This window comes from Persicimonas caeni (assembly GCF_006517175.1).
GTDB lineage: Bacteria > Myxococcota_A > Bradymonadia > Bradymonadales > Bradymonadaceae > Persicimonas > Persicimonas caeni.
This window is the reverse complement of record NZ_CP041186.1, coordinates 3,949,072-3,970,307: the sequence shown is the minus strand read 5'-3', so window position 1 is coordinate 3,970,307 and position 21,236 is coordinate 3,949,072. Positions and strand designations below refer to the sequence as shown.

Genomic DNA, 21,236 nt, shown 5'->3' with positions numbered 1-21,236 from the left:
AAGCGGTGCATCGTCATCCTTAACTAGATCAAGTCTCCGAGCGGCGTCGGACGAGTTCTTCGGCGATTTGTACGGCGTTGAGCGCGGCGCCTTTGCGCAGGTTGTCGCTCACGACCCAGAAGTGCAGCGTTTGGGGGCGGTCGAGGTCCTGGCGGATGCGGCCGACCCAGGTGTCGTCGGTCTTCTCGGCCAGGCGGGCCAAGGGGTAGACGTTGTTGGCGGGGTCGTCGTAGACCTTGACGCCCGGCGCGGCTTCCCACAGCTCGCGGGCCTTCTCGACGCTCAGCTCGCCGTCGAGGTCGACGGTGACCGACTCGGAGTGGCTGCGCACCGAGGGCACGCGCACACACGTGGCCGCCACCTCGAGCTCGGGCAGCGTCATGATTTTACGCGTCTCGTTGACCATCTTGAGCTCTTCGCGGGTAAAGCCCGAGTCGAAGAACACGTCGATATGCGGCAGGGCCTCGAAGGCGAGCGGGTGGGCGAATTTCTGCGCCTCGGGCTCGTCGGTGCCCTCGACGCGCGCTTTGACCGAGGCCATCAGCTCGTCGATGCCCTTTTGGCCGGCGCCGGAGGCCGATTGGTACGTGCTCACGATGATGCGCTCGAGGCCCGCGGCGTCGTGCAGGGGCTTCAAAGCCACGACCATCTGGATGGTCGAGCAGTTCGGGTTGGCGATGATGCCCGGCCCGTCGACGATCGCCTCGGGGTTGACCTCGGGGACGACCAGCGGGACGTCCGGGTCCATACGAAAGGCGCTGGTGTTGTCGATGACGACCACACCGGCGTCGACGGCGCGCGGGGCGTGCTTTTTGCTCACGCTGCCGCCGGCCGAAAACAACCCGAAGTCGACGCCCTCGAAAGACGCCTCCTCGAGATCCTCGATGACGACTTCTTTGCCGCGAAACTCGACGGTCTTGCCCGCCGAGCGTTTCGAGGCCATGGCGCGCAGCGTGCGCACCGGAAAGTCGCGCTCTTCCAGAATATCGAGCATCTCGCGGCCCACGGCGCCGGTAGCGCCGACCACGGCCACGTTGAATCCCGTCTCGTTGATCTCGGTTCCTGCCATCTCTGAAGCTCCTAAGAGAGTGGATCGCGTGCACAGGGACCCACCACGTAACTTTTTTCACCCGGTTCAATCAAGGTCGCTCGGGGGTGGGGATATTCCATGGGGGAGGCCTTGCTGGCAAGAAACGACCTGTGCAAGGCCGCCTCTTTCGCTTCGTTTCAATGAGCGCCTTGCTGGCAAGAGACGCCCGCTATTAGGGGCGAGGGCGAACTACGCCCTCGCGGAACGACAATTAGAGGGTCGTTTCAATCACCATGATAGCCGCATCATACCCACCTCGCCCTCCGGGGCGAGCTTTTCGAGCGCTTCGCCGCGCAGCTCGACGCCGCCGTCGACCTCGCGGTACTCGCACAAAGACGCCATAAAGCGCGCCTCGCGCGACTCGTCTTCCACCGACACCAGCGCCCGGCCGTCGGCGCGCTCATCCTCGCCGAACTCGCCGGCAAAAGCGACGCGCTTGGTGCGGGTGACCGGCTCGCAGCGATTCGCCTCCACCGCGTAGGTCGGCCCGCCGTCGAAGGGATCGATGGAGTGGTCCCACCGAAACCCGATCCCCTCGAGCATGCGCTTGGCCGGGCGGGTGCGCTTGCCGACCACGCCGATCAGGTCGCGCACGTGCTCGGGCAAAAGCGAGGTGTAGATGGGCGTCGACGGAAAGAGGCTGCGGATAAACTCGACGTTGTCGCGGCTCAGAAGGTCGGCGGTGCGGTAGTCGAGGTGCGTGAAGTTCTGGCCCAGGCAATCCCACAAGTCGCTGGTGCCGTCGGGGTTGAGCGGCGGCAGCAGCTCGGCGACGATGCGGTCGCGGAACAGGTCGCGGTGCAGCCCGATGAACAAAAAGCGCACGAAGCTGAGCAATTTACCCAGCTTGAGCTGGTGGCCGCGGTAGTCGGGGTGCAAGATCAGCCCGCCGATCTCGGTGGGCCCATCGTAGTTAAAGGTGAGCTGGAGCACCTGGTGGACGAAATGCTTGTCCAGGGTCGTCGAGTATTTCTGCTCCTCGCGCACGTTGAAGTAGACCGCCGGGCGCTCGTAGGTGCCGTGCTGGGCGATGATCAGGCACGAGCCGATGAGCCGGTCTTCGGCCAGATCTTCGAGCACGAACAGATAGTCGCGAAACTTCGCCTCGCGGTAGACCCCGCCGAAGCTGCCGCGGCTGACGTCGACCAGCTTCTGCAGCCGGGCGGAATCATTGGGCAGGTTCAGCGTGTTTAGTCTACGAGCCAGATCTCGGAGTTGTTCGAGATCGGTCGGGATGACTTCGCGTAAGAGGAACATGGGTACTGCGGGGTCTGGGAGTTTCGGGGTTTCGGGGTTTCGGAACTGCCTGACTGCATTTGGGCCTCGAGGGCCGATTGTAGATTAAAGAGACCGTTTGTCACGGCCACCCCGGTTGATTATCTTAGAAGTGGTCGCGAATACCACTCATCGCCAACGGACGAGCAAAATATGAGCAGCTTTCTGAGTGACGCCATCGCCCAATTGAGCCGCCAGGCCGGCAAACTCGCCGGACACGCCGCCGGCGCGTCGGCCGACAGCCTGCGCCGCAGCGCGGTGAGCAGCCAGCAGGGCCTGCGCCAGGCCTACGAAGCCGCGGCTCAATCCAAACAAGGCAAGCAATTCATGGGCGTGGTCCGCTCGGCGGCCATCGCCGGGCCGGCCAAAGAGGTCGCCTATATCTGCGGTCGCGCCGGCGTCGCCGGGGCCATCGTCGACGGCGCGGTGGGCGGGCTCAACGCCGCCAAATACATGCGCGAGGGCAAGATCGACGGCGCCCAGGCTGCCAAGCACGTCGCCGCCGAGTCGGGCTGCGGGTTCGTGACCTCCTCGTCGGGCACCGCCGGCACCATCGCCGTCTACATGATCACCGGCTCGATGGGCCCGGCCGCCATGGCCGTGGGCATGGGCGCCTCCATCGGCTCGCGCTACGTCTACCGCAAGATCGTCGGCGAGACGCTTCCCAAGGACGACGATCAGGCCGAGCACGAAGAAGACGCGGTCAACGAGTCGGACGTCATCGAAGAGATCGGGCCGCGACCGCAAGAGTGATTTTGTAGGGCGCGAGAGATCGAGAAGAAAAAGGCCGACCCGGCAATACGGGTCGGCCTTTTTCTTCGGTGTGGGGCCATCTTGGCCTCGCTTTTCTTCTTCGGTGCGGGGCCATCTTGGCCTCGCTTTTTTTGCGAGGGCTAGAAGCCCACACACCGAAGACTCTTTGCGAGGGCTGGAAGCCCACGCACCGAAGACTCTTTGCGAGGGCTAGAAGCCCACGCACCGAAGACGTCTCACGACGGCTGCAAGTCCCCGCACCGACGAAGCGCGAACTCGAGCGCCTCGATGACGCCGTTCTGGTCGACGGGGCCGCAGGTGCGAAATCGCTCGCATACCTGCGGGTCGCCGTCGGCCATGGCAAACGGGTGGCCGACGGCGTCGAGCATCGGGATATCGCTCATCGAGTCGCCCACGCCGACGACGTCGGCCAGGTCGACGCCCAGGTGCTCGGCGGCGAAGACCGCGCCGGTGCCCTTGGAGACGTGGGCGCTCGTCACGCTGATGAAGGCGTCTTTGGGGAGCGCCGGCGACGTGGCGCTGGACGCGTTGCAGGCCGGCAGGTCGACGGCGAGCGCCTGGTCGAGGAGTGCGGGGTCGATGATCCAGTGGGCGCGGATGACCTCCTCGTCGATCAAGACCCCCTCCAAGTCGCGCTCCACAGGCGCGATGTCGAGCACCTCGGCGTGCCGGGCGCACTCGGTGGTGATGCGGTCGACGTAGACCTCGCCGGCCGTATAGAACTCGATCGTCGCCTCGAGGCGGCGGGCGTGGCCGACGAGCCGGCGTAGCACGTCGGCCCCCAGGGGCGCAGAGTGCAACAGCTTCGGCTCGGCGTCGGCGGTGGTGACGAGCGCGCCGTTGTGGAAGATATGCGGCGCGCCCGCATCCAACCGGCGGGCGATGTCGAGGGCGACGCCCGAGTGGGTGCGCCCCGTGCACACGGCCAGGCGAAGCCCGGCGTCGCGCAGCCGTTCGGCGGCCGACCAGATGGCGGCGTCAACGCCGCCGTCGGCGCCCAGAAGCGTGCCGTCGATGTCCAGAAGTACCAAGCTCACGTTAAAACTCACCTCTTGTGCCCATACCGTCGCCCTTGCGGCGGATTTGGATGGTTGAATCTTTGGGGGCCGGCTCGACGGCCTCCTCTTCGATCGTGGCGGTGGCCGGCGGATCCTCACCCAAAACCTTGCCCAGCGCCTCGAAATTCTCCTCGACCTCGGGGCTCGGGTCGCGATCCCAGTCGATGTCGAGCTCGCCCTGGTCGCGGTAGGCGAAGAGCACGCCGAAGTCGCTGAATTCGGTGGTGAACGTCGCCGACCACGCGCCCTTGGGAAGGTACGCCTCGATCGTCGCAATCGCCTCACGGGCCTTGGTGATATCGTCGGCGGTCAGCCCGCGCGCGTCCTTGTCGGCCTCGGCCTTATCGACCAGCGACTTGATGTTGGTGACGAGTTCTTGGGCGGAATCGCCTAGGTTCAGGCGCAGGACCAGCGCCGGGGACGTCGCCGAGGGTTCCGCGGCGAGCACTTCTTTGCCGTTGTCGACCATCTTCGGGCCCACCGTCACGGCGAGGCCGCGTTGGGTCATCACGAGCAGCGGGTCGATGATGCCTTCGTAGACGCCGGCGGCCTGCGGGATGGGCACCGGATTGCCGTCGGGCTGCGCCTGCAGCTGCTTGGCCTGCGGGAAGAACTGGCCGACGAGGAACATGAACGCCTGCGGCTGGTCGGTGCGAAGCGCGCCGAGCACGCGCGGGATCCAGACGGTCGTGCCGTTTTTGGTGTTATCGGCCTTCCACTCGAGCACCACGTTGCGAAGCAGCACGTTGAAGCCGGCGAGCTTGCGCATCGCGGGCGGGACCTGCCCGGCGGCGCCGATGATGTTGTTGGCGGTGCGGTTGGCGTCCTGGAATTGCTCGCACTGGAACGGCTGCATCTGGACCTTCTGGGCCTCGGCGACCACGAAGTCGAGCAATTTGCCCATGTCGAGCCCCAGGCCGACCTCGATGAGCGACTTCTGGGCGAAGGCGGTGTTGTGGCCGGGGGTGCCCGACACGGTCTTGGCGAGCTCGCGGGCGAATCCGTCTTCGAGCTCGGCGCCGAAGGCGAAATCGGTGGTCGTCTTGTCGTAGGCGCGGAAGCCGGCCACCAGCTTGGGCATCATGCGCGCGATCCGCATGAACTCGGTTTTGCACTGCTCCGACTTGGTCATGTAGAAGTTGCTCTTGTCGAGGATCGCCTTGGTGATTCCCTGGGGCTGCTCGGTCCCCGTGCCGTAGGCGATCATCTTCTCGAAGTCGAAGTAGCCGGCGCCGAAGCGCTTGAAGCCGTTATTCTCGACGGTGCGCAAGAATGCGTTGTCGTCGGCCAGACTCTTCGCGGGCTTCTTGGCGCCCACGAAATAGGGCAAGAAGATCTCGAAGACATCGTCGTCGACCACGGCCATGACCGCCTCGTCGGAGGTCGTGCGCAGCAGCAAGTAGTCGCCGCCGGCGCCGTAGCGACGGTAGGAGACTTGCTGGTGCTCGAGCTCGGTGCCCGGCTCGTCGTAGGTCTTTTCGAGATCGTCGACGAGCGCCATGAATTTCTTCTCGTCGCTCAGCGTAAAGCGCAGCACCGGCACCACGCCGACCATGTAGCTGGCTACGCGCGGGCTCGACGAGATGCCGAGCTTCTCGAGCCCCTCGGCGCTCACCTCTCCGCCCATCTTTTCGAGCAGGAACTCGGGCGGCTCGGGCGGCTTGTTCGCCTCGGCGGCCGCACGGTTGGCCTCCTCGAGGCTCTGGCCGGCGACCGGCATGTCGGCGTCGAGCTCCTCGCCCCATTTGCGGAACGTCTCGAGCTTCTCGAGGCCGTTGGCGATCAGCGCGGCCGGAATCGGCTCGCTGCCGCCGACGAAGTAGAAGGTGTCGGCCGGAATCTCTTCAAAATAGGCGGGCAGGCGTTTTCCCTGCGCCTGAGCGTCGTCGTCCGTTCCCTTCGAGCCGGCACACGCGCCCAGCGAGAGCGCCAAGAATATGAAAAATAACGACGATGCAACTCTGCGATAATTCACATCTACCCCTTGTAAAAATCACTCGATTCAACCACGCCGCGTATGGTGGCGCGGTGGGTCATGCGGGTCAAGGGCGTTCGCTCGAGGCAGAGATGGCCTTGCGGGAAACGTAGCGCCATCCCCCAGCTTCGGGCGAAAGGCGCCCTACGCAGGGGGCTATTGAAGAGGGGTTTCGCCCTACGGGCTACAGGAGGAGGGCGTCTCAGTTCTAGCTGGTCCTACGCCAGCCGAGCGCATGAGCAGATCGCGGCAAGATGGCGCGACAACCCTGCACGGCCTACACACAAAGAAGCTCAATCCCCGAGCATCGCGACTGCGCCTTCGAGCTCGCGCACGTCGACGCCGTACAGAATCGCGCGTTGGATCTGGACGAGCCGGCGGCTCTCGGCGGCGTCCAAGCCCCCGTAGCGCTCGTGCTCGGGGACGAAGCGCACGCCATAGCGCCCGGCGATGAGGCGCGTGGCGGCCTGGATGGTGTCGGCGTCGGCGCCGTAGATCTCGGCGAGCTCGTCGAAGCTCGCCGCCTGGCGCCAGTGCAGGCGCTCGCAGACGGCCTGGATGGCGCCGGCGAGCGTGTAGGGGGTCAGGTGGACGTCGAAGCGGTCGTGGCGCGCCTGTGCCCACAGCGATTGGGCGGTTTCGAGCAGCAAGAAGTTGCGCTCGTGGGCGGCGAGTTGCTCGACCAGCAGATGAAGGCCCGCCGGAAGGTTGAGCGACATCAGCCCGGCGTCGGCCATCGGAGCGCCGGGGTCGTCGTCGCGCACCAGCCCGATCTCGGCGCGCAGACGATCGGTGATCGCGTGCACTCGTTTCTCGACGGCCTGGCGGTCGATCGTCCACAGCGAGATGAACCGGCGGATCAGGCGATCGACCTGCGCATGGTCGGCCAACCGGCTCGACGCCGAGGGCAGCCCGTCGGCCAAGACGTCGATGAGCGCCTCTTGGACGTCGAGGGCCTCGAACCAGCGCCCTTCGCCCTCGTAAAAATGGGAAATGGACTCCAAGATCCAGGGGTTGTCTGGAGAGCGATCGAGCGCGCCCAAGAACATCGACAAGGCGGTGTCCGGAAAGCCGAGTTGCTGCATGGCGATCGCCCCGGTGCGCATGAACTCGGCTTCGTCGACGCGATCGCGGGCGTTATGAAAGGCGGTCAGGTAGTGCAGGAGCGCTCGCCACCATTCGCCGTGCGCCGCCGCGCAGTGGCCCAGCGCGTAGAGCAGTCCGGGATCGCCGGCGGAGAGTTCGTTCGACTTGAGGGAGGCGGCGCGCTCGAAGGCCTGGCGCGCCTCGTCGACGTCGCCGGCGCGGTAGGCGAGCACGCCCAGGTTCTCGTAGCAAAAGAGCCGCGTGGGCGTGTCGTCGGCGACCGAGCGAAGTCGGCTCAGCGCGCGCATCGCCTCGACGAATTTGCCCTCGTCGATGAGCGTCTCGATGGTGTCGGCGAGCCACTGGTGTGCTTCGACGACGTTGGTGGCGTTGGAACCGTTGTAGGGATCAGTCATAGTGCTTGTCCGGTTCGCGGGTGCTTTGGTGCTTGTGTAACAAGTTGTGGACGTGGGGCATTTCGCGAGTGGGTGTGGCAGATGGCCTTGCTGATCCGGAACCTCACCCCCCGGAGCTTGAACTACGAGCTCCTGCCCCCCACGCGTTCGGCTCTGGGGGGCGAATGGTCGGCCGAAAAACCACATGTGGTTGTTGGGGCAATCACTGCCTCCCCAACGGCGCTTTTTGCCGTTAGGGGAGGTCCCCGGAGGGGGGAGGGGTTGAGGCGACTGACCTGCAAGGCCAACAAAACGTCACCCCAAATTTCAATCTCCAGTTGTCCCACCGCCCAAAATATGACAAATACTGACCGTCCTTTCAGCGTCCAGAACTGGGGAACTAACAGGTTATGCTGAGCCACCTCGTCATTCGCAATTTCGCTATCATCGAGCACCTCGAAATCCCGCTGCACGCGGGCTACACGGTGCTGACCGGAGAGACCGGTGCGGGTAAGTCGATCATCATCGACGCGCTCAACCTGCTTTTGGGCGGGCGAGCGTCGACCGACGTGATCCGCTCGGACGAAGACGAGGCGGTCGTCGAGGCGATCTTCGCGCCGCGCAAAGACAAGCTCGAACAGATCAACGCGCGGCTCGAGGCCGAGGGGATCAACACGGGCAACGATCTGGTGGTGCGCCGGATCGTGAGCCGATCGGGGCGCAACAAGGTCTTCATCAACGGCGGGCTCTCCACTGTCACCGCGCTGGGCGAGGTGACCCACGGCCTGGTCGATATCAGCGGCCAGCACGAGCACTACAGCCTGTTCGACGTGACTCAGCACGTCGAGATGCTCGACGGGTTCGCCGAGGTGGGCGCGCTGCGCGACAAGATGAAGGCAAGCTTCGCCGAGGTGGCGCGCATTCGCCGCAAGCTGGCGAGCATCCACGAGAATGTCCAAGAGCGGCTCAACCGCATCGACTTTCTGCGCTTCCAACTCCAGGAGATCGATGGGGCGGGGCTCGAAGAGGACGAAGACGAGAATCTCAAGGCCGAGCTGGAGACGCTCAAGCACGCCGAGAAGATCATCAAGGCGACTCGAGCCGCCGCGGTACTGTGCTACGAGGGCAATACGGCGGCCGCCGAGCAGCTTTCGGAGGCGATCGACGAGCTGACGCGCGCCTCGCAGTGGGCGCCGCAGCTGGCCGAGCTCGCCGAGCGACTCGAGGAGGCGCGCATCGGCGTCGAAGAGGTCGCCCGCGAGTTGGCCGGGCACAACCGCGACATCGACAACGATCCGGCGCGTCTCGACGAGATCGTCGCGCGACTCGAGGCGATCAAGCGGCTCAAGCGAAAGCATGGGGCGGCCGACGTGGCCATGATCTTGGCCAAGGCCGAGGATATGCGCGCCGAGCTCTCCGAGCTGGAGAACGCCGAGGAGCGCGGCGGCGAGCTCGAAGCCAAACTCGCCGAAGCGCGCTCGAAGGCCCTCGAGTTGGCCTACAAGCTCAGCAAGCAGCGCCGCGCGGCGGCGCGGGTGCTCGAAGAGCGCCTCGAGGCCGAGCTGGGCGACCTGAACATGAAGCATACCCGATTTGTGACGAGCTTCGAGCCGGCTGAGTTGCCGGCCAAAAAGAAGCTCGACGACGCCGAGCTTCGCCTCGGCCCCACCGGCTTCGACACCGTCGAGTTTTTGCTCGCCCCCAACGCCGGCGAAGAGCCGCGTCCGCTGGCCAAGATCGCCAGTGGCGGCGAGTTGAGCCGCATCATGCTCGCCTTCAAGACGGTGTTGGTGGCGCGCGACTCGGTCGAGACCTACGTGTTCGACGAGGTCGACACCGGCATCGGCGGGCAGACCGCCGACGTGGTCGGCGCCAAGATCAAGGGTACCGCCGACGGCCACCAGGTCCTGTGCATCACCCACCTTCCGCAGATCGCCTCGCGCAGCGACCACCATTACCTGGTCGAAAAGCTGCTCGAAGACGGTCGCACCCGGTCGCGCATTCGTCCGCTCGACGAAGAAGAGCGCGTCGAGGAACTCGCCCGCATGCTCGGCGGCACTCGCGTGACCGCCAAAACACGCGACGCCGCGCGCGAATTGCTTGGCTAATTAGTCGATGAGATCGGCAGCGCTCTCGCACAGCGGCAGCTCGACATAGAAGGTCGTGCCCGCCTCTTCGCCACACTCGAAGAAAATTCGCCCGTCGAATTGCTCGACGATGAGCTGCGCCAGCGACAAGCCGATGCCGGTGCCGCCGTATCGGCGCGTGGCCGTCGAGTCGGCCTGCACGAACTGGTCGAAGATGTGCGCGCGCATCTCCTCGGGAATCCCCGGCCCACAATCGGAGATGGAAATGAGCGCGTGTGAATCGTGCGTCTCGGTCGCCACAGTGACCTCGGCGCCGACCGGCGAGAACTTGGCCGCGTTGCTCAGCAGAATGCTCATGAGTTGGACCATGTAGCCGCGATCGGCGAGCACCCAGAGCTCTTCGGAGGCGAGCTGCAAGTTCAACTCGAAGTCGTAGCGCTGGTGCAGGTAGCGGCAGGCATGAATCGAGGCGAGGATGACGTCCCCGAGCTCGAGGTTGCGCAGGTCGAACGAGGCGTCTCCCTGCGACAAGTCACGGTAGTCGAGAAGCTGGTCGATCAGGCGACGCAGCCGCAGCGCGTTTCGCCGCGCGACGCCGACCAATTGCTCGACATGCTCGTCCTCGGTGACCACCGGATCGCTCTCGAGCAGGTCTAGGACGCCGATGATGGGCGTCAGCGGCGTGCGCAACTCGTGGCTGACGATCGAGATGAACTCGTCTTTGATCCGCTCGTTGCGCTTGCGCTCGCTGATGTCTTGGACAATGGCCACCACGGTCGCGTCGGCGTCGGAGGCCGCGCGTAGAAGGCGAATCTCGACCGGATAACGCGAGCCGTCTTTGCGCAGATGAACCCCCTCGAAGCTCAACATGCGCTTCTCACCGTACACCAAGGGCTTGGCGCGCTCGTAGATCCCCTCGAGGGTGTCTTCGCTGATATCGGCCGGCGTCATGTGCGACAATTCTTCGACCGTATAGCCGAGGTTGACGCGTGCACCGCGGTTGACCCACACGAATCGCATCGTGCGGGGATCCACCATGTAGATCTCGTTGTATGAATCTTCCAGAATACGCCCGAGGCGTTGATTCTGGGAGTTGATTTGTTGGCTCAGAGACAGTTTTTTGCGGGTCGAATTACGCCCCCCCGACATGACCTCGTCGAGGTCGACCGGAGTTTTTGACATGGACCACCACCCATTTTTCCTACAGCTTGTTTGGATCGGGGGCAGTCAACCACGTACGTACCTCATAGTCAACAAACTTCTAATCAAATTTACTATTGTATGACGGTTTTCACGCACTAAGCCAAGAAAATAGGCCAGCCCGCTACGCTTATTTCTCGAAGGTCAGAGGAGGGGCTTCGATGAGAGGCAATTTGATGGTGAATGTCGAGCCTCGGTTGACCTCGCTGTCGACGCAGATCTCTCCATCGAGTACTTCGACGACCATCTTCGCGATCGTCAATCCGAGGCCGGTACCTTCGTAAGGACGTGAGGGGCCGCCTTCGACCTGGACGAACGACTCGAAGATCCGCTCGAGGTCCTCCTCGGGAATGCCCGGGCCGCGATCGGTCACGCTCACATACGCGGTATCGTCATCGCATCCGACCGTCATTTCGATCGTCTCCCCGGGTGGAGAGAACTTTGCGGCATTGCCCAGAATGATGCCCAGAGCCATCTCGAGATAATGGCGATCGGCGCAAACCCACACCGGCTGCTCACTGCACTGGTGCTCCAGCACGAAATCATATTTTCGCTGCAGATGAGTGCTCTTTGCGATGGTGCTTCGCACCACATCATCGAGGTTGTACGACTGACACTCGAGGCGCTCCCCGTCGGACGAGAGCGTCTGAAAAGTCAGCAGACGCTCGATCAACCGCTGCAAGCGCTGGCAGCTGCGCTGGGCCAGCACGATCATGTCGGCGAGCTGGGGCTCCTCGGTGCAACGCGGGTGTGCCTGTAAGAGGCCCAACACGCCGCGAATCGGTGTCAGCGGTGTGCGCAGCTCGTGGCTGACCATCGAGAGGAACTCGTCTTTGAGCCGCTCGGTTTGTTCACGCTCGGTGATGTCGTATCCGACGACGACCAATCCTTTGCGGCGTCCTTCGGCATCGAAGACAGGCACTTTGACCGTCTCGAAGACCGGCGTGGTCCCATCGCTGCGAGGGATACGCTCGACCCCGCGACTCAACGACCCTTTTTGCCAGGCGATCTCGTCGGTGCGAATGCACCCGCGGAGGGCATCGCGATGGAAGTCGGAGTATTCAGCCAACTCCGCGTCGGTCTTGCCCTTGTAGTCGACGCCCTCGAGGTCGAAGAGTTCGAGGTCATAGTCGTTGGCCAAGATCCAACGCCCCTGGGCATCCTTGATACAGACCAGGCCGGGCACGGCGTTGATCAACGTCTCCAGCCAGTAATGCTCGTTGCGCAGCAATTCGCTCTCGCGCATCTCTTCGGAGACGTCTTGCACCGATGCGACCCACCGCTCTTGGCCGTCGGCGCCCGAAAAGGTCTGCCATCCGCGCAGACGGATGTGGCGTGACTCCGTCTCGTCAGAACTCGCCAAGCGATGGGTGATCTCGAACGGTGCGGCCACGTCTGCCACGATGCTCTCGAGACTGCGAGCCACGCGCTCGTCATCGTCGGGATGCACAAAGGTGAGCCACTTTTCGAGGTCGTTCAGCACCACCTCGCGCGGCTCGAGCCCGAGCATCTCGCACAGGTGGGAGGACAAGACCACCTCTCCACTCTCGGGCGTCCAAATCCAGTAGCCCAATCGCGCCGCCGCCTGTACAGCCTGCAGCAGCTGTACTGACTCCCCATCTTCGAGGCTTGCGACAGCAGGGAGGCTTTTCTTGTCCAATTTCATGCGTTTACTCCACAGGCGGCGACTGCTTGGCACCGTGCCAAGCCTAGCACATACGTCTACTCTGGGTAACAACGAGACGCGAAGAACATTTCGGTGATGCCCTGCGCTTTGTTTCCCATCTTCGCCTTCGGCACGACAACAACTACGCCACAAAAAAACCCCGGAGGCCTGACCGGCCCCCGGGGTCTCGAACTTCTATCCGACGCGTTGCGACTTAGTAGCGGTAGTAGTCCGGCTTGTACGGACCTTCTTTGGCCACACCGATATAGGAGGCCTGCTCTTCAGTCATCTCGGTCAGGTTGGCGCCGAGCTTGTCGAGGTGGAGTCGAGCGACCTCCTCGTCGAGCTCTTTGGGCAGCGTGATGACGTCGGTGCCGTAGTCTTCGGCGTTCTCGAACAGCTCCATCTGCGCGAGCACCTGGTTGGTGAACGAAGCCGACATGACGAAGCTGGGGTGACCGGTGGCGCAGCCCAGGTTGACCAGGCGGCCTTCGGCCAAGATGATCACCGAGTGGCCATCTTCGAAGCGCCACTCGTGGACCTGCGGCTTGATCTCGATCTTTTCGACTTCGCCCGTCTCGCGCATCTTCTCGAGGCCGGCCATCTCGATCTCGTTGTCGAAGTGGCCGATGTTGCAGACGATGGCGTTGTGCTTCATCTGCTTCATGTGCTCGGCGGTGATGACGTCCTTGTTGCCGGTCGCCGTCACGTAGATGTCGAAGTCGCGCTCGATGGCGTCTTCGACGGTGAGCACGTCGAGGCCGTGCATGGTGGCCTGCAGCGCACAGATCGGGTCGATCTCGCTGGTGGCGACCTTGCACTTCTGGCCGATGAGCGACTCGACGCTGCCCTTGCCCACGTCACCGTAGCCGCAGACCAGCGCGCGCTTGCCGGCGAGCATCACGTCGGTGGCGCGCATGATCGCGTCGACCAGCGAGTGGCGGCAGCCGTAGATGTTGTCGAACTTCGACTTGGTGACCGAGTCGTTGACGTTGATCGCCGGGAACAGCAGCGTGCCGTCTTTCTTCATCTGGTACAGACGGTGCACACCGGTGGTCGTCTCTTCGCTGACGCCCTTGATGCCCGGAGCCATGTCGCTCCACATCGACGCCTCGACGCCCTGGACCTCGGCCAGAAGCGTACGCACGACCTGAACGTCCTTGGTGTCGGCGTCTTCGGCCGACGGCACGCTTCCGGCGCGCTCGTACTCTTCGCCCAGGTGGACCATCATGGTGGCGTCGCCACCGTCGTCGAGGATCAGGTTCGGGCCTTCGCCGTCCGGCCAACGAAGCGCCTGGAAGGTGCACCACCAGTACTCTTCGATGGACTCGCCTTTCCAGGCGTACACAGCCGGACCCTTGGGGTCGTCGGCGGTGCCGTCGGGACCGGCGACGACTGCGGCGGCAGCGTGGTCCTGGGTCGAGAAGATGTTGCACGACACCCAGCGCACCTCGGCGCCCAGCGCGACGAGCGTCTCGATGAGCACGGCCGTCTGGATGGTCATGTGCAGCGAGCCCATGATGCGCGCGCCGGCAAGCGGCTGCGAATCGGCGTAGCGCTCGCGAAGCGCCATCAGCCCGGGCATCTCTTCTTCGGCCAACTCGATCTCTTTGCGGCCAAAGCGCACCATCTCGGGGCTCATCTCGGCGACCTTGTACTCGAGGTCAGAGAAGAGCGGCAACCCTGTATTCATGAAGCCTTTCGGCATATCGACAACGGAACTAGTCATATCGGAGATCTCCTTGAAGCTTTTGCGCGCGACCACGTTTCCAGAAACGGGCCGCTGGGGGGCAACATTTCACTGCCCCGTGCTGTGAACAGCCAACTTTGTTAATCGTTTCAACACACAAGGTCAATGGAAGGTACCTGACGTCCAGATTGACCCAGCCGGCAGGGGCGTAATAGCATGACCCAGCCACACCTCATCCACCTAGCCAGTTCCTTTGATGCAAATGTACTGCCCCGAGTGTCGCACGACCTACGATAATTCGGTGGGGGTATGCCCTGATGACGGCACGCGTTTGTATCGGCTCGACCCTGGCGAAGACCCGCTGCTGGGGGTCGTCCTCGACGAGCGCTTTCGTATCGACGAGCTCATCGGACAGGGCGGCATGGGCGCAGTATACCGAGGCGAGCAGCTCTCGGTGGGCCGCCAGGTGGCCATCAAGGTGCTCAAGGCCGAATTTGTCGAGCGCGAAGTCGCCATCGAGCGGTTCTTCCGCGAGGCGAAACTGATCAGCGGGTTGACCCACCCCAATATCGTGCGGCTCATCGAATTCGGCCAAGACGCTCAGCGCGACCTGCTCTACTTGGTCATGGAGCTCGTCGAGGGAGTCAGCCTGGGCGATCTGCTTCGGCTCGGCCGGCTGCGCGCCAACTTCGCCCTCGAGATCGCCTACCAAGTGTTGGGGGCGCTGACCGAACCGCACGCCGCCGGCATCATTCACCGCGACCTCAAGCCCGAAAACCTGCTGCTGGGCGCACGAAGTGACGGCACTCTGCAGGCCAAAGTGCTCGATTTTGGCATCGCGCGGGCGCTCAGCGGCGACACTCGACTGACGCAGACGGGGATGATCTGCGGCACGCCCGCCTACATGGCGCCCGAGCAGTCGCGCGAGCAGCCGGTGGACGCGCGCACCGATCTGTACTCGCTGGGGGTCGTCCTCTACGAGATGCTCTCGGGCAAGCCGCCGTTTCGCGGCGACAGCAGCCTGCAGGTGATGCTCAAGCACATCCAAGAGGAGCCCCCCTCACTGCTAGAGCGAGTGCCGCGCGGGGCGCTGCCCGACGAGCTCGAGGCGCTCGTCATCGAGATGATGGCCAAAAAGGTCAGCGCGCGCCCTGCCTCGGCGCGCGAAGTGCGCGAGCGTATAGACGCGCTGCGTGCCCAGTTGCGCCTCGAGCCGGTGCGTGTCGACCACAAGCTCGAGACGCCCGAGGACTTCGATGCCTGGATCTTGCCGGCGATGAACACCGGCGGCACCCCGGGCAACACGCTCGGGCTGGTCAAAGAATCGGCGCTCTTTCCCAACGCCGACAGCGACGAGTTCGCCCCGACCGAAGCGCTCGACAGTGACGAATTGGTCAACGAGATGCCCCACGACACCGTCTTCGAGGAGGCCGCGCCGACCACACCGATGACGCGCGCCACGACCGAGCCGAACGCCGAGCGGGTGGCCGTGGGCGCGGGGAAGGCGGCGCCCGCGTCCGACGGACCCAGCGTGCGCACGCAGGTCGCAGACGGGCGCACCGACGAAGTCGAGGCGTCGGCGGAGTTTGCGCAGGCGGCGTCTGCGGCGGAGACCGACCCGGCCAGAAAGTCAGCGTTGTCGACGAAAACGCTGACGAGGATTGCGGCGGCAATAATGGTCGTGCTGGTGATCGCGGCGGGCGTGCTAGTCTACTTGAGTCTGAATCGGTCGAGTGAGGAGACGGGGACGGTCACGGGCACGGAGACGGTCACGGGCACGGAGACGGTCACGGGCACGGAGACAGAGACGGTCACGGCTACGGAGACGGAACCGGTCACGGTCACGGGCACGGGCACGGAGCCGGAACCGGGCACGGACACGAAGCCGGAGACGGAGCCGGAGCCGGTCACGGCCACGAAGCCGGAGACGGAGACGGTCACGGCCACGAAGCCGGAGACGAAGCCGGAGACGGAGACGGTCACGGCTACGAAGCCGGAGCCGGAACCCAAACCGGAGCCGGAGCTGGAACCAAAACCCAAACCAAAGCCCGCGCCGAAACCCGAGACCGAGCCGAACCTCGATCAGCAGTTCCAGAACTTGATGAATGCCGAGTAGCCCAATGGTACCCAAAACCCTTTGCTCGATGTTGGTTTTCTCGGTTGCTGCGGGGTTGGTCTGCCCGGGGCCCCTCTACGCGCAGTCGCCCCCAAAGCTGTCGGCGTCGGAAAAGCGCGAGCTGACGAGCTTGATGGAGGCCGGCCAAGCCGCCTACGAACGCGGCGAGTTCGAACGCTCGCTGCGCTACTTTCAGGACGCCTACGAACTGTACGCCCACCCGAACCTGCTCTACCGGATTGCGCTGTCGCACGAGAAGCTCGGCAACGACAAAGACGCGATCAGCTTCTACCGAAGCTTTTTGCAGGAGCGCCCCGACACCAAAAAGCGCGGGCGCATCGAGCAGACGATCAAGGTCCTCGAGAAGCGCCTGGCCGACAAGCAGAGCGTGCTGCGCATCAAGTCGAACCCGGCCGTCGCCACCGTCTACATCAACGAGACGGTCAACGGTGCGTCGGGCACCACGCCCCTGGAGGTTCCCATTTCGCCGGGCACCTACAAAGTGATCGTCAAAAAGGAAGGCTACAAAACGGTCGAGGAGACCGTCGAGGTGGCCGAAGGCGAGACCCTGTCGCTGAGTTACTCGCTGGCCAAAGAGGCGAAGCTCGAGGACGACGACGCCTACTACTTCTTTCCCACCGGGCCGCTCCTCCTGGCCGGTGCGAGCGTCTTGTCGGGCGTGGGCGCCTGGTTGAGCTACGACGAATACTCCGAGGCGAGTGACCAGCTCGAGTACTACAACGCGCTGAAGGCCGAAGGGCAGCCGCGACCGGCCGATTACAACGCCACCCACGAGAACAAGCAATTCTACGGTGCGATGACCTGGGTGGGCGGCGCGCTAGCCATTGGCGGGCTGACCGCCGCCACCTTGTGGTACCTCAACGACGACGCCTACTCGCAGGCGCCCGTCGAGGACGACGACACGGCCTTTGCGGTGACGCCGGCGATCGGGGCGGATGGGTCGTCGGTGCAGGTGATTTGGGAGTTTTGAGAGAGGGAGGACTTTGTGAAAAGTGACGCCTTGCAGAGGCGAGGCGCCTGCTATTAGGGGCGCCTGCACTGCGGCGCGGACCGCTAGGGAGCCGTACGGTTGTCACTTATGTGGTTATTTGCACGACTCTCTAATGGCTGTTCCGCGAGGGCGTCTTCTAGCCCTCGCCCCTAGTAGCAGGCGTTGCAGCTCTGCAAGGCCTACGCTTTTGAGTTCCTAGCCGAGTGACTCCAGCCAGTCGATCTGGACGTCGTCGCCCAGGCGGCCGAGCAGGTACTGCTTGAAGTTCTCGCGGATCTGCACCTCGACCTGGCGGATGCGCTCCTTGGAGACGCCCCACTCGTCGCCCAGCGACACCAGGCTCTTGGGCTCTTCGGCGATCATGCGCTCGTGCCAGATGGCGCGCTCGCGATCGTCTTCGATATTCGCACCAAAAGACTCGATGGCGTCGCGGATCTGACTCGACAGATCGTACTCGGCGCAGGCCGATTCCGGGTCGATGGTGTCCGACTCCATCAACTCGCCGACGGTGGTCTTCTCGTGGCCCGGGGCCTGTGCGTCCAAGAAGACCGGCGGTGCGTCGAGTTGCGCGGCCACCCTCACGACCTCTTTGGGGTCGACGTCGAGGTAGTCGGCGATCAGCTGCGGGGTGGGCTCGTGGCCCTTTTTGATGAGTTGTCGACGCGTCTTCTTGAGGTTGTAGAACAACTTGCGTCCGGCGCGCGAGCTGCCGATTTTGACCGGATGCAGGTGGTTCATCAGGTAGTTGAGGATCATCGCGCGGATCCAATACTGCGCGTAGCTCGTAAACTTGACCCCTCGATACGGGTCGTAGCGCTTGACCGCCTCGGACAGGCCAACGTTGCCCTCCTGGATCAGGTCGAGCAGGTTCGTCCAGCGGCGCTGGTACTCCCTAGCCAGCTTCACCACCAGCCGAAGGTTGGTCAAAATGAGCATTTTGGCGGCGTTGAGATCGCCATGCTCGACGAAGCGTTCGGCCAACTCCTGTTGCTTTTCCGCCGGCAGCGGCTCGACGTAGTTGAGTCGGGCCAGATACACCGTCAGCGGATCGGTCTTGGCGGTCATCTCCGGTACCTTGCTCCCCTTCATCAGGGGCAGGCTCAAGTCACCAAAGATCTTGGAGACGTCGTCCAAGCGCTCCTTTCGTATATCGACGCCTTGATCCTCTTGACCAAGGATCACTTCGACGTTGGCTTCTTCGCTCGTTGGAATTCGTTCGGTTGTCATGTCTGGTACGCCCCTCGTTCGAGATAAGGAGGAAAAGCGCCACCCATCGCCACGGCTCCACTGCGGAGCGCCTGTGGGGATGCGCGTGCTAATTTGCTTTTCACATTTGGTACAACGAGTGGGACTGCTCTCGGTCACAATCCATCACATACAACATAGCCGGAAACGTCATACGCAGTTCTGGCATTCCATGTGATGCATTGGCGGTGGGCAGGTTTCAAAGATATGCAGGCATATCAATGCAAAATGCTCACCTTTTTCCGCCCGTCAACCACCATCGCCCTCAGAACCACATCTGAGCGGGAAGCACCGTGGTGCTCGGCGACGTGTAGCGAAGTCGACTCTAGAGATCTGAGGGCAAAACTCAACGATCGATTGTGGAGGGTTCGGACTTACAGCAGGAGGGGAATTTTTCAGAAGTAAATCGACACCGACCCGTTGGCATAAAAGTTGTCCGTGTCGTTCAGGTCCATGCGAAACCCGCCGTCGAGGCCGGCGGTCTGCAGACGCACGCCCAGGCCGCCGGTCAAAAAGTTCTGGTCGCTGAACTGCTGGCGCTGGAAGCCCAGTCGAATGGGCACGGTGCCGCCTGCGAAGTACTCGGCGCCCACCTCGAAGAAGGGCTGGACCTCCTCCGGATCGGAGGTCAGGTCGATGCCGCCGTCGGCGGCGAGCATGAAGCTCGACTCGTCGCCGAAGCTCAGGCCGCCGGCGATGGTGGTCGGGGCGACCGAGCCGCAGAGATCGTCGCGGTCACACACGTCGACCAGGTTCTGGCCGGCCACACCGATCTGGATGCGATCGGTGGCCCGAAACAAGATCCCCGCGTCGACGGTCACCGTGTGGACGACCTGCACATCTTCGACGTGCACGTTCAGGTAGCGTCCGGCCAGGCCCACCGAGATGCGCTCGGGCAGCACCGGCAACGCCACGGCCAGCCGAGCCGAGTGCCCCGACGAGTTGCTGTAGTCGCCGCGGCCAAAGAAGTAGCTGTAGCTCACGCCGGCGGCGATGTCCGGGTTGGTCTTGCTGTCGACGATGGAGGCGTTGAGCACCGACCCGGCCGGGTTGTACTCGTAGGTTCCCTCGACCTGATACATCATGCGGCTGGCGATGCCGCCCGGGTTGTGGAAGATCGCCGAGGCCCCGGTGGCCACGCCCGTATACGCCAGGCCCATACCGCTCGGGCGCACGCCCTCGGTGAAGGTGGGCCCGCCGGTGGGGGCTTCGGCCTGCTCTTGCGCCTGGACCTGGCCGGCCCAAAGCACCGTTGCTGCGACAGCGAACATCGCTACCACTCGCTTCGCCATCGGTTCTACTCCTGTCTCTTGCTCGCAAAGGCGGTCGAAAGAATCTGGGTACAGCGGCGGCACACTACCTCGCACGGCGGCTACCTCGCAAGCCGCGCGGGTGTAAAGCCCTGCAACGCGTCGGGAGTATGGCCGGTGGCGATCGCCTCGGCCAGGCACTCGGCGGTGACTGCGGTAAGCAAGATGCCATTTCGGCCGTGGCCGGTGGCAAACCACAACCCGTCGAGCTCGGAGGGGCCGAGCACCGGCAAGTTGTCGAGGGTCACCGGGCGAAAACCCGTCCACATGTCGAGCAGGTGTTGGTCGTAGATGCCCGGAAGCGTCTCCCACGCCCCGCGCAGCAATTCGAAGACGCCGCCGGCCGTCAACTGGGGATCGAAGCCCATCTCCTCGCTGGTCGCGCCCACGATGAGCCGGCCGTCGGATTTGGGCACCAGGTAGGCGTCGGGCGCGCGAATGACACGCTCACACAGTGGCGGCTCGCCCAGGTCGATAGAGAGCATCTGCCCACGCACCGGGCGCACGCGCGGCAAGAGCTCTCTGGGGATGCCTTCGAGCCCGCGCGTCCAAGCGCCCGCGGCCACGAGCAGCGTCTCGCAGGCGATGCGCTCGCCCGCGTCGGTCACCACGGCTTCGACGCGCTCGCCACACTCGACGCGCGCAATCGCCGTGTGCTCGTGCAGCGTGCCGCCGGCGCGCTCGAAGGCCTTGGCCATCGCGCGGGTCATCCGGCGCGGGTCGACCTGGTGGTCGGTGCGGATATACAGCGCCGAGTGCAGGTTGGGCACCAGCCCCGGCTCGAGCTCGCGCGCCTCGTCGGCGCTCAATTTATCGACCTCGAGGCCGAGCTCGCGGTGGTAATCATGGACGCGCTGGAGCTCCTCGGCGTCATCGCGATCGAGGGCAACCATCAAGGTCCCCTCGTCGCGGTAGTCGACGTCCATGCCGCTGGCTTCTTCGAGGCGCGCGATGAAGTCGGGGTACATCGCCAGGCTCTTCTGGCCGAGCCTCAAAAGCGCCTCCTCCTCGAAGGTGACCTCCGCGGTCGGCGCGAGCATGCCCGCCGCCGCCCAGCTCGCCCCGCGACCGACCTCATCGCGCTCGAAGATGGTGACCTCGAAGCCGCGCTCGACGAGCTCGAGGCCCACGCCCAAGCCGGCAATGCCGGCTCCAACAACTGCAATTTGTGTGGTTTGCATACTCAGAACTCCCGACTCTTCGGCAGCGTTCTCCTCTCCGCCCGCAGCGAAGCAAGGGAAGGAGAGGACCAAGGAG

At 63.9% G+C, this 21,236-nt stretch carries 15 protein-coding genes; 4 read left to right on the top strand and 11 right to left on the bottom strand.

Annotated features, from left to right (window positions below):
- Nucleotides 1-28 precede the first annotated feature (28 nt).
- Nucleotides 29-1,069: an aspartate-semialdehyde dehydrogenase gene (locus FIV42_RS14770; protein WP_141198433.1), complete on the bottom strand. Its 1,041-nt coding sequence runs from the start codon at nucleotides 1,067-1,069 to the stop codon at nucleotides 29-31.
- A 249-nt stretch (nucleotides 1,070-1,318) separates the two neighbouring features.
- Nucleotides 1,319-2,347: an arginine N-succinyltransferase gene (locus FIV42_RS14765; RefSeq protein ID WP_141198432.1), complete on the bottom strand. Its 1,029-nt coding sequence runs from the start codon at nucleotides 2,345-2,347 to the stop codon at nucleotides 1,319-1,321.
- Between the two features lie 171 nt (nucleotides 2,348-2,518).
- On the opposite strand from FIV42_RS14765, the gene FIV42_RS14760 reads away from it, so the two are divergent.
- On the top strand, nucleotides 2,519-3,118 hold the full coding sequence (locus FIV42_RS14760) for a hypothetical protein (protein WP_141198431.1): 600 nt from the start codon (nucleotides 2,519-2,521) through the stop codon (nucleotides 3,116-3,118).
- Between the two features lie 236 nt (nucleotides 3,119-3,354).
- On the opposite strand, the gene FIV42_RS14755 is transcribed toward FIV42_RS14760, so the two are convergent.
- The 3 genes from FIV42_RS14755 to FIV42_RS14750 form a co-directional block, all read right to left on the bottom strand.
- A complete protein-coding gene (locus FIV42_RS14755; protein ID WP_168210659.1) occupies nucleotides 3,355-4,176 on the bottom strand; it encodes an HAD-IIB family hydrolase in 822 nt (273 codons plus the stop codon).
- 1 nt (nucleotide 4,177) lies between these two features.
- Nucleotides 4,178-6,172, bottom strand: a complete 1,995-nt coding sequence (locus FIV42_RS30150) for a hypothetical protein (protein WP_168210658.1) — start codon at nucleotides 6,170-6,172, stop codon at nucleotides 4,178-4,180.
- Nucleotides 6,173-6,465: 293 nt separating this feature from the next.
- Complete coding sequence (locus FIV42_RS14750) at nucleotides 6,466-7,674, bottom strand: tetratricopeptide repeat protein (RefSeq protein ID WP_168210657.1); 1,209 nt, start codon at nucleotides 7,672-7,674, stop codon at nucleotides 6,466-6,468.
- 389 nt (nucleotides 7,675-8,063) lie between these two features.
- Between FIV42_RS14750 and recN the strand changes: the two genes are divergently transcribed.
- Nucleotides 8,064-9,761 (top strand): DNA repair protein RecN, encoded by a 1,698-nt coding sequence (gene recN / locus FIV42_RS14745; protein ID WP_141198428.1) that lies wholly within the window; start codon nucleotides 8,064-8,066, stop codon nucleotides 9,759-9,761.
- Here the strand turns inward: recN and FIV42_RS14740 are convergent, their stop codons facing one another.
- The 3 genes from FIV42_RS14740 to ahcY form a co-directional block, all read right to left on the bottom strand.
- Entirely contained in the window at nucleotides 9,762-10,922 is a 1,161-nt protein-coding gene (locus FIV42_RS14740; RefSeq protein ID WP_141198427.1) for a PAS domain-containing sensor histidine kinase, read from the bottom strand.
- Nucleotides 10,923-11,070: 148 nt separating this feature from the next.
- Nucleotides 11,071-12,606, bottom strand: coding sequence for a PAS domain-containing sensor histidine kinase (locus FIV42_RS14735; RefSeq protein WP_141198426.1), 1,536 nt, complete (start codon nucleotides 12,604-12,606; stop codon nucleotides 11,071-11,073).
- 214 nt (nucleotides 12,607-12,820) lie between these two features.
- Entirely contained in the window at nucleotides 12,821-14,335 is a 1,515-nt protein-coding gene (gene ahcY / locus FIV42_RS14730; protein WP_222615465.1) for an adenosylhomocysteinase, read from the bottom strand.
- A 217-nt stretch (nucleotides 14,336-14,552) separates the two neighbouring features.
- Here ahcY and FIV42_RS14725 point away from each other — a divergent pair, with 217 nt between their 5' ends.
- Nucleotides 14,553-16,412 (top strand): serine/threonine-protein kinase, encoded by a 1,860-nt coding sequence (locus FIV42_RS14725; protein ID WP_141198425.1) that lies wholly within the window; start codon nucleotides 14,553-14,555, stop codon nucleotides 16,410-16,412.
- A 4-nt stretch (nucleotides 16,413-16,416) separates the two neighbouring features.
- Nucleotides 16,417-17,403 carry a PEGA domain-containing protein gene (locus FIV42_RS14720; protein ID WP_168210656.1) on the top strand — a complete coding sequence of 329 codons (987 nt, stop codon included), beginning with the start codon at nucleotides 16,417-16,419 and terminating at the stop codon, nucleotides 17,401-17,403.
- Between the two features lie 216 nt (nucleotides 17,404-17,619).
- Here the strand turns inward: FIV42_RS14720 and FIV42_RS14715 are convergent, their stop codons facing one another.
- The 3 genes from FIV42_RS14715 to thiO all read right to left on the bottom strand — a co-directional run bounded on the left by FIV42_RS14715 (nucleotide 17,620) and on the right by thiO (nucleotide 21,160).
- A complete protein-coding gene (locus FIV42_RS14715; protein WP_141198423.1) occupies nucleotides 17,620-18,651 on the bottom strand; it encodes a sigma-70 family RNA polymerase sigma factor in 1,032 nt (343 codons plus the stop codon).
- A gap of 413 nt (nucleotides 18,652-19,064) precedes the next feature.
- Nucleotides 19,065-19,961: a PorV/PorQ family protein gene (locus FIV42_RS14710; protein ID WP_141198422.1), complete on the bottom strand. Its 897-nt coding sequence runs from the start codon at nucleotides 19,959-19,961 to the stop codon at nucleotides 19,065-19,067.
- A gap of 80 nt (nucleotides 19,962-20,041) precedes the next feature.
- On the bottom strand, nucleotides 20,042-21,160 hold the full coding sequence (thiO, locus tag FIV42_RS14705; RefSeq protein WP_141198421.1) for a glycine oxidase ThiO: 1,119 nt from the start codon (nucleotides 21,158-21,160) through the stop codon (nucleotides 20,042-20,044).
- Nucleotides 21,161-21,236 lie beyond the last annotated feature (76 nt).